Source organism: Streptomyces sp. NPDC033180 (genome assembly GCF_055577645.1).
The window spans coordinates 110,394-122,452 of record NZ_JBVIPU010000004.1 but is presented as its reverse complement, the minus strand read 5'-3'; the positions used below and the strand labels follow the sequence as shown (position 1 = coordinate 122,452).

General features: G+C 71.5%; 11 protein-coding genes and 2 pseudogenes. 5 read left to right on the top strand and 8 right to left on the bottom strand.

Annotated features, from left to right (window positions below; genetic code table 11):
- Nucleotides 1-39 precede the first annotated feature (39 nt).
- The 4 genes from ACZ5WE_RS14485 to ACZ5WE_RS14470 form a co-directional block, all read right to left on the bottom strand.
- Nucleotides 40-363, bottom strand: coding sequence for a hypothetical protein (locus ACZ5WE_RS14485; RefSeq protein ID WP_467686907.1), 324 nt, complete (start codon nt 361-363; stop codon nt 40-42).
- A 54-nt stretch (nt 364-417) separates the two neighbouring features.
- Nucleotides 418-1,467, bottom strand: coding sequence for an nSTAND1 domain-containing NTPase (locus ACZ5WE_RS14480; RefSeq protein ID WP_467686909.1), 1,050 nt, complete (start codon nt 1,465-1,467; stop codon nt 418-420).
- Complete coding sequence (locus ACZ5WE_RS14475) at nt 1,464-1,685, bottom strand: hypothetical protein (protein ID WP_467686911.1); 222 nt, start codon at nt 1,683-1,685, stop codon at nt 1,464-1,466. The genes ACZ5WE_RS14480 and ACZ5WE_RS14475 overlap by 4 nt, the downstream gene beginning before the upstream one ends.
- Before the next feature lie 87 nt (nt 1,686-1,772).
- Nucleotides 1,773-2,414: a TetR/AcrR family transcriptional regulator gene (locus ACZ5WE_RS14470; RefSeq protein WP_467686913.1), complete on the bottom strand. Its 642-nt coding sequence runs from the start codon at nt 2,412-2,414 to the stop codon at nt 1,773-1,775.
- Between the two features lie 101 nt (nt 2,415-2,515).
- Between ACZ5WE_RS14470 and hmgA the strand changes: the two genes are divergently transcribed.
- The 3 genes from hmgA to ACZ5WE_RS14455 are packed head-to-tail and all read left to right on the top strand — an operon-like array spanning nt 2,516 to nt 5,875.
- Complete coding sequence (gene hmgA / locus ACZ5WE_RS14465; RefSeq protein WP_467687122.1) at nt 2,516-3,862, top strand: homogentisate 1,2-dioxygenase; 1,347 nt, start codon at nt 2,516-2,518, stop codon at nt 3,860-3,862.
- A 48-nt stretch (nt 3,863-3,910) separates the two neighbouring features.
- The gene (locus ACZ5WE_RS14460; RefSeq protein ID WP_467686915.1) at nt 3,911-4,660 is read left to right on the top strand and encodes a GntR family transcriptional regulator; all 750 of its coding nucleotides are present in this window, start codon (nt 3,911-3,913) and stop codon (nt 4,658-4,660) included.
- A 15-nt stretch (nt 4,661-4,675) separates the two neighbouring features.
- The gene (locus ACZ5WE_RS14455) at nt 4,676-5,875 is read left to right on the top strand and encodes a type ISP restriction/modification enzyme (RefSeq protein WP_467686917.1); all 1,200 of its coding nucleotides are present in this window, start codon (nt 4,676-4,678) and stop codon (nt 5,873-5,875) included.
- Nucleotides 5,876-5,998: 123 nt separating this feature from the next.
- On the opposite strand, the pseudogene ACZ5WE_RS14450 reads toward ACZ5WE_RS14455, so the two are convergent.
- Nucleotides 5,999-6,436 (bottom strand): annotated as a pseudogene (locus tag ACZ5WE_RS14450) (TetR/AcrR family transcriptional regulator C-terminal domain-containing protein); the annotation flags it as partial.
- Between ACZ5WE_RS14450 and ACZ5WE_RS14445 the strand changes: the two are divergent.
- Nucleotides 6,425-6,571: pseudogene (locus tag ACZ5WE_RS14445) on the top strand (ABC transporter permease); the annotation flags it as partial. The pseudogenes ACZ5WE_RS14450 and ACZ5WE_RS14445 overlap by 12 nt on opposite strands.
- Nucleotides 6,572-6,645: 74 nt before the next feature.
- Here the strand turns inward: ACZ5WE_RS14445 and ACZ5WE_RS14440 are convergent.
- Both ACZ5WE_RS14440 and ACZ5WE_RS14435 read right to left on the bottom strand, forming a co-directional pair.
- Nucleotides 6,646-8,373 (bottom strand): amidohydrolase, encoded by a 1,728-nt coding sequence (locus ACZ5WE_RS14440; RefSeq protein ID WP_467686919.1) that lies wholly within the window; start codon nt 8,371-8,373, stop codon nt 6,646-6,648.
- 198 nt (nt 8,374-8,571) lie between these two features.
- Nucleotides 8,572-8,838 (bottom strand): hypothetical protein, encoded by a 267-nt coding sequence (locus ACZ5WE_RS14435; RefSeq protein WP_351165136.1) that lies wholly within the window; start codon nt 8,836-8,838, stop codon nt 8,572-8,574.
- A 704-nt stretch (nt 8,839-9,542) separates the two neighbouring features.
- On the opposite strand from ACZ5WE_RS14435, the gene ACZ5WE_RS14430 reads away from it, so the two are divergent.
- On the top strand, nt 9,543-11,171 hold the full coding sequence (locus ACZ5WE_RS14430) for a serine/threonine-protein kinase (RefSeq protein WP_467687124.1): 1,629 nt from the start codon (nt 9,543-9,545) through the stop codon (nt 11,169-11,171).
- Between the two features lie 46 nt (nt 11,172-11,217).
- Here the strand turns inward: ACZ5WE_RS14430 and ACZ5WE_RS14425 are convergent, their stop codons facing one another.
- Entirely contained in the window at nt 11,218-12,042 is an 825-nt protein-coding gene (locus ACZ5WE_RS14425) for an SGNH/GDSL hydrolase family protein (protein WP_467686921.1), read from the bottom strand.
- Nucleotides 12,043-12,059: the final 17 nt, after the last annotated feature.

The following is a 12,059-nucleotide window of genomic DNA, read 5'->3' as shown; positions in this document are numbered from 1 at the left end:
TACCGACCGGTACGCATGCTGGGGAGGTCTTGAGAGGCCTCAGTCGAAGAGGACGAGTCCGTTGCGGGTGCCCACGGCAAGCTCCCCGTCCGGGCCGACGGCCAACGCGGTGCAGAACGAGGGGAGTTCGAGGCAGTAGCGGACCGCGCCGTCGCGCACACCCGCGACCACGAGGTCGCTGCCCGAGGCCACCGCGTACTCCGCGGCACCCGGGAGCAGGACCACGAATTTGGCTCCGAACAGGCGAGCCTCGTGCTCGTGGGACACGGAGGCGGGCGGCGTCAGGGCCTTGGCCCGCTGCTTGCCCTCCAGACGGGTCCTCCAGTCGACCGGCCGCGCGAGAACGGCGAGGACCTCCTCCATGCGCAGAATCCTGGTCCACTCCGACCACGAGCAGTTCGGGCCGCCCGTCCGTGCTCAGCGCGAACGCCCCGCGCGCGCCCAGGTACGGCCGCGGTAGACGGAGCCGCCGTCCTCGACGCTCTCCACGACGTACGACCCCGCGGCCTGGCGCAGCCACACGATGTGTTCGTCGCGGTAGTCGCGTCCGGTGATCGCTGCGGCGAGCCGCGGCCAGACGCCCGCCCAGGGCAGACCCGCGCCCTGGGCGTAGGCCAGCGGCAGGAGCAGGTCTCTGGCCTGTCCCGCCTTGGGGCCGAGGCGCTGCCCCAGGTCGCGTTCCATCGCCTCGCCCGGCAGGCGCGGGAGTTCGTCGCGCCACTGCCGGTCGTAGGGGTCGGGCGGGTGCGGTTCCCGGGCGAGGGTGCGGGCGGTGATGCGGGCGACGAGAAAGGAGCGTCCCGCCGCCTCGGCGACGGCTTCCGCGACGGCGTCGACGAGGCGCGGCTCGGCGGCGGCCAAGGCCGAGCCAGGGATGGTGAGCAGCTTGCGGGTGTAGGCGCGGACGGCTTCGGGGTCGGCGTAGCGCTCGTCGTCGAGGTCGACGCGCTGCGCGGTGGCGGGCAGACGCCGCGCGATGTGCGGGCGCGCGCCGATCAACAGGCGCAGCGGCAGCTGGCGTTCGGGGTCGGCGAGCGGGGTCAGGAGTTCGTCGACGGCCTCGCTCGGGGCGAGCGCCTCGTCCACGGAGTCGACGAGGACCACCAAGGGCCGCTGCCTTGCCTGGAGTTCGGCGGCGAGCGCGCCGAGCGATTCGGCGGCGCAGGCCACGGCGGCGGCGAGCGCGTCCAGGAGCTGCCGGGTCGACTTGTGGCTCGCGTTGACGGCGACGTCGACGGCGCCCGGCGCGGGCACGGCGGCGGCGGGCAGCTCGCCGCGCTCCACGGCGCCCCTGCGGTCCGGGTCCGAGAGCACCGCGACCATGCCGAGCAGCGAGGACTTGCCCGATCCCGGGTCGCCGGTGACCACGCAGAGCCGGTCGGCGGCGCGCTGCGGCGCGAGCCAGGCGGTGAGATCGCGCAGCGCGGTGTGCCACCCGGTGAAGTTCCACACCTCGTCGTGGGTCACGTCGGTGCCGCGGGCAAGGGCGGGTCGAGCAGGGAGAGGGTGCGTCCCGGCGGCCGGAACAGGTCGCCGTAGAAGACGCACGTCACGTCGTCGGGGGTGAGCGCGGGGGCCTCGGCGCGGGTCAGTCCGTCGGCCAGGGCGGGGAACCAGGATCCGTGCAACTCCCTCTCACCGCTGTGCTGTTGACCTATGCCGTGCACACAGACCACGCGAGCCATCGGTCGCCCCCAACCACCCTTGTCCGGCGAGATCACTTTAGCAACGCGGCCCGACGCGGGGAGCCTCCTCGGAGCCTCGCGGGTCCGCTACCGCGGCTCGCCGAGCCGACGCGTCAGATACGCGCGCGCCAGCTCCCGCGCCTCCACGATCAACGGGCCGTCCCCCGACGGGTGGGTGCGAAAGGCGAGCTGGAGGACGGCGTCGACCGCTTCGACGGCGACCACGACCGCGCGCCGCAGGGACGCGTCGAGGGGCCGGCCAAGATGCGCCGCGAGGAGCTCCCCCACGCGGTCGGCTACGTCGAGGTTGGCGTCGGGCATCGCGCCGGGGGCCGAGGGGATGCCGAAGTCGACCAGGCCGAAGCCGGGGACACTGCGTTTCATGGCGAGGTACTCGTCGAAGGCCGCATCGACGGCACCCCGCCAGTCGCCGCGCTCCACCCCGGCCATGCGCGCGGCTACGCGCTCGCCGTACGCGTCGAGGTTGCGGTGGGCCAGGGCGTCGGCCATGGCCCGCTTGTTGCCGAAGAAGCGGTAGACCGAGCCGATCGGGACACCCGCGCGGGCGGCGACGGCCCGGGTGCTCAGGTCTTCGTAGCCGACCTCGTCCAGGAGGTCGGCGCAGGCGTCGAGGATGCGGGTCAGACGCTCGGTGCTGCGCTCCTGCACGGGCACGCGGCGCAGGGTTTTCGGGGGCGGCGGGGGCTTCGGCTGATCACGGTGGGGCATCCCCGGGAGAGTAGAGCATTGTTCACATCCATGGACCCCCTTGCGGAAGGAAAACGTGAATCCTACGGTGTCCCATAGGAATCGTTGACGAGGGAGCGATGATGAGCCGGGAACACACCAGCGACGCCGGACGTGCGGACGCGAACGATCCGCGCAAGACGGCCGAGGCACTGACGTACCTCTCCGGCTTCGGCAACGAACACAGCTCCGAGGCGGTGCCCGGCGCCCTGCCGCACGGCCGCAACTCGCCCCAGCGCGCCCCCCTCGGCCTGTACGCGGAGCAGCTGAGCGGCACCGCCTTCACCGAGCCCCGCGCGCACAACCGCCGCTCGTGGCTCTACCGCATCCGCCCCTCGGCCGCGCACCCGGCGTTCACCCGCATCGACAACGGCGCCGTGCGGACGGCGCCCTTCGCCGAGACGCCCGACCCCAACCGGCTGCGCTGGAACCCGCTCCCCGACCCCGCACCCGGCACGGACTTCCTCGCGGGCCTGTGGACACTGGGCGGCAACGGGGACGCCACCCAGCGCACCGGCATGGCCGTGCACCTCTACCACGCCAACTCCTCCATGACGGAGCGGGTGTTCAGCGACGCGGACGGTGAACTCCTCGTCGTGCCCGAGCAGGGCGGCCTGCTCCTGCGCACCGAGTTCGGCCTGCTGCGCGCGGAGCCGGGTGAGGTGGCGCTGATCCCGCGCGGGGTGCGCTTCCGGGTGGAACTGCTCGACGAGACCGCCCGCGGGTACGTGTGCGAGAACTACGGGGCGGCGTTCCAGCTCCCCGACCTGGGCCCGATCGGCGCGAACGGCCTTGCCAACGCACGGGACTTCAGGGCTCCGGTCGCCGCCTACGAGGACGTCGACCGCCCGGTGGAGGTCGTGAACAAGTTCTGCGGCAACCTGTGGCGGGCGACCTACGACCACTCGCCGCTCGACGTCGTCGCCTGGCACGGCAACCACGTGCCGTACGTGTACGACCTGCGTCGCTTCAACGTCATCGGCACCATCAGCTACGACCACCCGGACCCGTCGATCTTCACGGTCCTCACCTCGCCGTCCGATACGCCGGGCCTCGCGGGCGTCGACTTCGTGGTCTTCGCGCCGCGCTGGCTGGTCGGCGAGGAGACCTTCCGGCCGCCGTACTTCCACCGGAACGTGATGAGCGAGTACATGGGCCTGATCGAGGGCGCGTACGACGCGAAGGCGGAGGGCTTCGTACCCGGCGGCGGCTCGCTGCACAACATGATGTCGGCGCACGGCCCCGACCGCGACACCTTCGAGAAGGCGTCGGCCGCCGAGCTGAAGCCGCAGAAGATCGACGACGGGCTTGCCTTCATGTTCGAGACACGCTGGCCGGTGACGGCGACCGAACAAGCAGCTCAGGCCGCCCATCTGCAGCGCGGATACGACGATGTGTGGGAAGGTCTGGAGCGCCATTTTCGAAACTGATCCCGTTTCGAAGCCGAAGCGACAGACTCGGACTGATTCGGAGAGACCGTGACCGCTTTCGCCCCGGACTCGATCGTCCTGAATCGCAAACTGCCGCTCTGGTATCAGGTGTCGCAGTCCCTGCGCGCCTCGATACTCGGCCGCACACCCGACGCCCCGCTCCGGCTGCCCACCGAGGAGCAGCTGGCGGGGCACTACGGCGTGAGTGTCCTGACCATGCGCCAGGCGCTCAAGGAGCTCGAGGACGAGGGTCTGATCACCCGGCACCGGCGGCGCGGCACGTTCATCGAGCCCAGTGTTCAGCGCGGCTCACCGGTCCGGCTGCTCGGCTCGGTCGACGCGATCGTGGCCCAGCAGTCGGGCATGAGCACCCGACTGCTCGCGCACGGCACGGCTCCGGTCTCCGGCGACCTCGCAGAGTACTTCCCGGATCTGGCCGATGTGGCGACGTACCACCGGCTGCGCAGCGACGAGAAGACGGGCGAACCGACCAATCACGCCCATAACTTCATCCGACCCGAGCTCGCCGAACGGGTCGACCTCGACGACCTCACGCGCTGGCCCATGACGAAGGTCCTGCGTGATGTGGTGGGCGTCCGCATCAGCCGCATAACGGACACCGTCGAGGCCACGCTCGCCGACCCGGAGACGGCCCGCCTCCTCGAAGTGCCGCTGCTCAGCCCGATCCTGTACTACACGGGCATCACGTACGACGAGAGCGGACGAGCCCTGGACGTGGCGCGCATCCACTACCGCGGCGACCGGTTCTCCTTCACGGTCACCCTCGACGCGACGTAAGGGTCTCGACGTACGATGCCGGGCGTGACGCACGACGAAGCGCCGCTGCTCGCGGATCTGATGCCGTGGTCCGTCGCACCGCTCCGGCCGGGCCGCGGGTGGCCGATGGGCCCTGATGCCGCATCCCTCAGAGCCCGTTGGGCCGCGTTCGTGCGGGCGGACACGGCAGGGCGCGATGAGCTGCTCTCCCCGTCCCGCTCGCGCACCCTGCACACCGCTGTCGCCCAACTCCCGGGCCACCAGGGTGCGACCGGCCCGCTGGCCGCCGAGTCGGGCCCCTGCCCCGACCCGGTGCGTGTCCTGCACGGCCCCTTCGACGAGCAGTGGCTGATCCCGGACCACCGGCTCATCGACGCCGCACGCCCGGAGCTGTGGCGGGTCGCGGGCGGGGGGCAGCTTTTCCTCGTGGAGCAGGGTTACGTCACCGGCTCCACCGGGCCCGCGGTGCTCGCCTCCGCCGTGCTGCCGGACGGCCGCTCCCCCGCCGGGCGGCCGGGGCGTATCCGGCCGCTGTTCCGCCGCCCCGGCGGACTCGAACCCAACACGGCTCCCGGGCTGCTCGCCCACCTCTCCGACTCGCTCGGCCAGGACGTCGGCGCCGGGGACCTGCTGGCCTGGACGCTCGCCGTCGCGGAGGCGTCCCGGGCCGGGTGCCGGGTGCCGCTGACGTCCGACGCCGACGTCTGGGCGCGGGGTACGGAACTGGGACGCCGCGTCCTCGCCCTTGAGGCGCGCGCCGACGGGGCGCGGCCGAAGCTCCCCGGCGGGCGGCGGCCCTACGTACGGGCGCCGCTCCCCGCCCGCCCCGCGGAGGTCTCGTACGACGCCGACGAGGAGGCCCTGTGTGTGGACGCGGGCCGCATCTCGCCGGTGCCGCGGGAGGCGTGGGACTTCGAGGTGAGCGGGGTGCGGGTCCTTGAGCTGTGGTTCGAGCGGCGCATGGCGGCGGGCGAGGCCGGCTCCCTGGAGGCGATCCGCCCCGTGGAGTGGCCGCAGGCCTGGACGTCCGAGCTCCTCGAGCTGATCACAGTGCTCGCGCTGCTCGCGGAACTCCGGCCACCGCAGGAGGAGTTGGTTGCCGGTCTCGGCCCTCGCGTCACGGCGGAAGAGCTGCGCCGTGCGGGCGTGCTTCCCGTGCCGGACGCCGCGCGGCGTCCCGCGTCGGTACTCGACCACCACGAGGAGGGGCCCGGCGGCCAGTTCGCCCTCCTGTGACCGGCGCCGCCTTCCCCGGCCGGGGAGTCACCTGGGCGTGGCATCGCGCGGTGAGCTGGCCCGGCTGGACTTCCGCGACCAGGAAGATGAGGTAGCGCCCAGGAAGGCCTGGAAGACCAGGAGCTAGGCGAACGAGTCCAGGAGACGGTTCAGCATCCGGTCGAAGAGCTCGTCGGCGTCCCCGGGTGACGGGCCCTGCGTGAGCGCCGCCGCGAGCCGCGGATAGGCCCCGCCCGCGACCTGCCCGGCGAGATAGGCGAACCGCACCTGCTGCTCCTGCTCCTTGGACCAGGGCAGGGCCCGCGCACGCTCCGCCATGGCCAACTCGTTGACGACGTACGTCATGACCGAGCCGTTGATCATCCCGATGAGTTCCACCTTGGTGCCGTAGGGCGCGTCGAGCCCTTCCAGGGCGCCGAGGCAGTGCTCCAGATACCGCAGGGCGTTCGGGCTGAAGCCGTAGAGCGCCGACATGATCCGCGGCAGCCACGGATGCCGTTGCATGATCCCGCGCGTCTGGCGGCCGAGTGCCAGCATCTCGGCTCGCCAGTCGCCGAGTGGAACCCGATCAGCGCGGTGGCCACGGCGGTGCGTGACCTGTTCGGCAACGCGCCCGTACCGGCGGACGCCGCCTGGCCGGTGGCGCACCCCGTGGCCGGGTCGGTCCTCTGGTCGCTCGTGCTGCTCGCCGTGTGAGTGCCGCTCGCCGTCCGCCGGTACACGCACGGGGGACGGTGAGCGGTCGGCGCCGCGCTCTCCAGCGATGCGGACTACTTCTGGGGGTCGAGCTCCGGTCCCAGCGTGGAGAACTTCTCCTGGGACACCACCCGCTTCGGCGGCCACGTGATGTTCGACGGCGGCCACTTCTGGCCCGTCTTCTTCAGGAACCACGCCGGGGGTTCGTACATCGGCGGCTCGTAGCCGTCCGGCAGGGCGGTCTGCCAACTGACGCCCTTCGTACGCTCCTTGAACTCGTCCTTGACCGCCTTCAGGCGCTCGGGCTGCGTGATGAGGTCGACCGCCGTCGCCGCCAGGTACTTCGCCGCGGCGATCACCGCGGCCCGGCCGGGATCGGCCGCCGCGCAGGCGGCGGTGGACCAGGTGTGCATCTTGGTGCCGATGGGGGCGAGGGCGGCGCCCATCGAGACGGTGGGGACGTTCCAGCTGATGTCGGCGACATCCGTCGAGCCGCCGCCCATGAACACCGGGTTGGGCGGGGTCAGTTCACCGATCTCGTCGTGCATGCCCTGCTGCGGCAGACCGAGGGACTCCTGGAGCTCCTTGGCCAGGTCGTGGGCCTTGTCGGTGAATCGGGGCGGGCCTATCTCCCGCATGTTCGCGTGCAGGAGTTCGGCGAAGGCCTTGGCCGGGAGCTGGTTCCAGCAGGCCGAGGTGACGCGGTGGCGGACGGTCGTCTGTGATGCCTTCGCGGCGGCCTCGGCGACCGCGATCACCTTGCCCAGGAGGACCTGGACGCGGGCGGGGCTCCCTTCGCGTACGTAGTACGAGATCTCGGCGATCTCCGGAGTGACGTTCGGGATGTCACCGCCGTTGTTGATCACCCAGTGCAGGCGGCCGCTCGGGGCGAGGTTCTCCTCGCGCAGGAACTCCGACATCGTCGCCATCATCACGGCGGCGTCCAGGGCCGACTTGTTGCCGAGCGGGGTGCCGCCGTGTCCTGCCACGCCGAGGAAGGTGAAGGTGACGGCGGTCATCGCGGTGGTGGTGCCCCAGCCGGTCGCGTTGGCCGTCGAGGGGTGCCAGTCGAGGAACGCGTCGAGCCCGTCGTACACGCCCTTGCTGACGGCGTACGTCTTGCCGATCAGCGCTTCCTCGGCCGTGGAGCCGAAGAACTTCACGGTGACGGGGAGCCGGTGCTTCTTCGCGGCCTGCGCGACGGCCGCCGCGGCGGCGGCTGCCGCGGTGCCGAGCGCGCTGTGGCCGCAGCCATGGCCGGGGCCGTAGCCGGGGGCGAAGGGGTCGTGGATGTACTCGCGCGGGTCATGGTGGCCGACGCCCTTGTGCTGCGAGAGGCCGGGCAGCGCGTCGTACTCGCCGCTGAACCCGAGGACCGGTCCGCCCTTGCCCTGCGTGTACGTCGCGGTGAAGGCCGTCGGGAAGCCCGCGGTCCCGAACTTCACGTCGAAACCAGCCTGTTCGAGGAAGTCGGCCTCGGCGATGGAGGACTTCCACTCGCGCAGGGACAGCTCGGCGTGGTCCCAGATCTCGGCGTTCAGGCCGGTGATCCGGTCGTCGTGGGAGGTGATCCAGTCGAGCGCCGCGCGCTTGGCGGGGGTGTCGGCCGCGAGACCTTCGGGAGCTTCGTAGGCAGCGGGACTGTCGTCGGCGCCGGCGGCCATCGCCGGGTCCGCGTCGGCGGTCACGACACCGGCGGTCACACCGGCCGCGCCGAGGAGCTGCATGATGTGGCGGCGGCTCAACGACGGGCCGCTCGCGAGGAGCGTTTCATGCTCATGCTGATCGTGCAGGTCACACACGCGCACCTCCGGGGGTGAGGTTGGTGTATCGGCCAATCAACCAGCCACATTGGGGCCGGGAAGTTGCGGCGTCAACAGGTGCGCATGACAAGGGTGTTACGCGGGGTGCTTGATGAGTGAGGTGTACGGAGAGGGTTGGGGCGGGTGGGTGGGAGCAATCCGCCGCTGAGCGGCGGCCGAACCCCCGACCACCCGTGGTCAGCGACCCCCAAAGAGCGACCGACGCAGCCTGCGCAAGGGAGCGAAGAGGGAAACCCTCCGCACACGTGCACCGCGGCCGCTGTGGTCATGCGCGCCCCGTGAGGTCAGCTCACGCATCAGCAACGTCGCTTCCGCCGTCTCGCGCTGCGGAACGGCGGGGCCGCCCAGCACTGAGAGATGGCGGTCGAGACGCGAGCTGGTCGCGCTGCTCCCGCAGGTGATCGCAGGGACACGCGCCCTGCTGCGCACCGTTATCTGTTCCATGTCACTCCCCACCCGTACGAGGGCACCCGGCCCAGGGCAGGTTAACCCTATCGCCCCGTCCCGACACTCGTGTATCCCGGTCACAGGATTCACCTACCCCGTAAGGAGGTTGACGATTACTCTCCGAATCCAACTGATTCCAGGGCGAGTTGGACAAGAGGGGCGGAAGTGGGCCTCTCTGAGTCGCCACCGGGCCCGATGGTCACGGGCAGTGACGCGGCGGACGCGCTCAGGCCCGTGGTGATCACGGGCGTTTCGCCGTCGCGCGTGATGCCTCACTCCCACACACCCCTCTTCCCGCCGGCGCGAGCGCCCGGAGCGACCAGGACGTGGGCTATCTCACGCGCTTCGGCCCGCTGACGGCCGAGCCGACCGTCGGAACGGACCAGTTGGAGCCACCCCGCCGCCCGGGGGCTGACGTCCTCCCGGGCTGCCCGCGGGCGGTCCCAACGTGACGCGGACCTACGACCTGGAGCTGATCAAGCTCCAGGACCAGAAGGTCACCTCGACCACGAAGGTCGCGGCTCCGCCTTCGTCGTGCTCGCCCTGGGGTGCGGATTGGTGTTCAAGGGGGCGGCAACCGCGCTCGGTTGAGGTAGTTTTGTGGAGAATCGCACGGCTGCGGATGGGGGACCCCCGTGAGCGTGAACGAGCGTGTGATCGCGGGGCGCTACCGCCTGCTCGCCCCGCTGGGCGAGGGCGGCATGGGCACGGTCTGGCGGGCCCGCGACGAAATCCTCGGCCGCGAGGTCGCCGTCAAGGAAGTGCGCGCGCCCGCGGGGCTCCCGGCCAGTGAGGTCGACCGGCTGTACGCCCGCCTGGAGCGCGAGGCGTGGGCCGCCGCCCGTATCCCGCACCGCAATGTGGTGACGGTCTATGACGTGGCGAGCGAGGACGGGCGTCCGTGGATCGTCATGGAGATCGTGCGGGGTCTTTCGCTGTCCGATGTCCTGGACGCGGAGGGACCGATGGCCCCGCAGCGGGCCGCTCGCGTCGGCGCCGAGGTGCTCGCGGCCCTCCGCGCCGCCCACGACGCCGGAGTCCTGCACCGTGACGTCAAGCCCGGCAACGTACTCGTCGCGAACGACGGGCGGGTCGTCCTCACCGATTTCGGGATCGCCATGGTGGAGGGGAGTTCGGCTCTCACCATGACGGGCGAGGTGGTGGGATCGCCCGAATTCCTCGCGCCGGAGCGGGCGTTGGGGCAGCGTCCTGGACCCGAGTCCGACCTCTGGTCGCTGGGCGTGCTGCTCTACGCGGCCGTCGAGGGCCACTCGCCGTTCCGGCAGGACACCCCCCTCAGTACGTTGCGCGCGGTCGTCGACGAGGAGCTGCCGCCGCCCCGGAACGCGGGGCCGCTGGTCCCCGTCATCGAGGGGCTGCTGCGCAAGGACCCCGCCGCCCGGGTCTCCGCCGCCGAGGCGGAGAACCAGTTGCGGCTCGTCGCGGCGGGCGGCACCCCGCGGATGGCGACGCCCCTTCCGTACATGCCGACCGTCACGTCACAGCAGCCGCATCAGCAACACCAACAGCAAGTACCCTCGCCGCTCCCGCCACCGCCGGACCGGCGGGAGCCCTACGTCACCACGACCACCACCGCCCCTCCGACGCGCTCGCGCCGCACGGCCCTCGTCTTCACCGCGGGCCTGGTCGCCCTGGCGCTCGCCCTGGCCGGCCTCGTCTACGCCCTGGTCAACCGCGACGACGGAGGCGGGGGCGGCGGCAGCAGCGGGTCTTCCGAAGGGGGAGGAAGCGACGGTGGCGGGAACGGGAGCGGTGGTTCCGACGGCGGCAAGAACGGCGGGAGCAGTACGTCGGGCAGCAGTGACGGCGGAGGGTCGGGCAACAGCGACGGCGGCTCCGCCGACGGCGGGTCCACGGACGGTGGCGGCGGAGGCGGCAACAACGGCGGTGGCGGCAACGGCGGCGGCTCGACCACGCACCCGGCGCAGTCCGTCAAGGTGTCGGTCACCGGCGCGAACACGCAGTACAGCGGCGTCTGTCCGCCGGCCGCCGGGCAGGCCCCCTCGTTCACGGCGACGTTCACCGTCGGGCGGGTCCCGGTCACCGTCGACTATCGCTGGGTGACCAAGTCCGGCGAACGGAGCGACCCCGGCTGGAAGACGCTCAGCTTCGCCTCCGGCGGCCCAAGGACCAAGCAGGCGCATCACACGGAGCCGGTCGGCGGAGAGCCGGGCTCGACACGTCAGAACGAGATCAGCGTGGAGGTGCGCAGCCCGGTGAAGGCCGACTCGAACTCAGTTGCGTACTCCGTGACATGCGAGGAGGAGACCCCGACGGGCGGGGCCTCCTCCTATGCGCCGAACGAGTAGGGCCGTACGCAGTGGATCAGGACGGGGTGGATCAGGACGGGGTGGGTCAGGACGCCGCGGCGCTGAACACGGGGAGGTAGCCGCCGGACTGGCCCGCGGCCTTGGGGTGGTAGGACTCGCCGATGTTGGTCCAGTTCACGCTGTGCAGCCACGGGTTGCCGGAGCAGATCTCGTGCCCGGCGAAGGTGGAGGACACATCGCCGAAGGTGAAGCCGTGGTCGGCGGCGCGCTTGGCGGTCGTGGAGTTGAGGAAGTCGGCGGCGCTGTTGATGGCGCCGCGCTCCTTCTCGGAGAGGCCCGCGATGCAACCGCCGCCGAGCTTGTAGAAGCGGGGGTAGCCGAGCACGACGACCTCGGCGGAAGGCGCCTTGGCGCTGATCGCCGAGTAGACCTTGTCGAGGTTGCCGGGCAGCGTCGTCTCGACGTAGCCGCGCGCCTGAGCGATGCGCGCGAGGCAGTTGCTCTCGGACTGGAGCACGCAGGTCGTCATGACGTCGGCGAAGCCGGCGTCGTTGCCGCCCACGGAGAGGCTGACGAGGCCCGTTCCGGAGCCGAGCGGGCCGAGTTGATTGGCCAACACGTCACCCGTACGGGCGCCCGAGCAAGCCGTGAAGTTGAAGCTGGAGGGTGAGTTGGCGGCCGCCCAGAGCGCGGGGTACGCGCGGGGGGTGCGCTTGCAGTTGCCGCTGCCGCTGTCGTATCCGCCGGCTCCGACGCCGGACGAGTAGGAGTCGCCGAGCGCCACATAGCCGGTGGCCGCGGCCTGTTGGTCGGATTGCTGGTCCGCTTGAGCCGCTGTGGCCCCGGTGAGGGCGAAGGCGGTGGCGAGGAGGAGTGAGGAAGCGTATGCCGTGATTCGGGACAATCTCATGGAACCTCCCTTAGCAG

Excerpts from the sequence above, each read along its gene's own strand:
- ACZ5WE_RS14485 (WP_467686907.1), bottom strand. The coding sequence starts at position 363 with ATGGAGGAGGTCCTCGCCGTTCTCGCGCGGCCGGTCGACTGGAGGACC.
- ACZ5WE_RS14455 (WP_467686917.1), top strand. The coding sequence starts at position 4,676 with ATGCCGGGCGTGACGCACGACGAAGCGCCGCTGCTCGCGGATCTGATG.
- ACZ5WE_RS14425 (WP_467686921.1), bottom strand. The coding sequence starts at position 12,042 with ATGAGATTGTCCCGAATCACGGCATACGCTTCCTCACTCCTCCTCGCC.
- ACZ5WE_RS14435 (WP_351165136.1), bottom strand. The coding sequence starts at position 8,838 with ATGGAACAGATAACGGTGCGCAGCAGGGCGCGTGTCCCTGCGATCACC.
- ACZ5WE_RS14470 (WP_467686913.1), bottom strand. The coding sequence starts at position 2,414 with ATGCCCCACCGTGATCAGCCGAAGCCCCCGCCGCCCCCGAAAACCCTG.
- ACZ5WE_RS14430 (WP_467687124.1), top strand. The coding sequence starts at position 9,543 with ATGGGCACGGTCTGGCGGGCCCGCGACGAAATCCTCGGCCGCGAGGTC.
- ACZ5WE_RS14475 (WP_467686911.1), bottom strand. The coding sequence starts at position 1,685 with ATGGCTCGCGTGGTCTGTGTGCACGGCATAGGTCAACAGCACAGCGGT.
- hmgA (WP_467687122.1), top strand. The coding sequence starts at position 2,516 with ATGAGCCGGGAACACACCAGCGACGCCGGACGTGCGGACGCGAACGAT.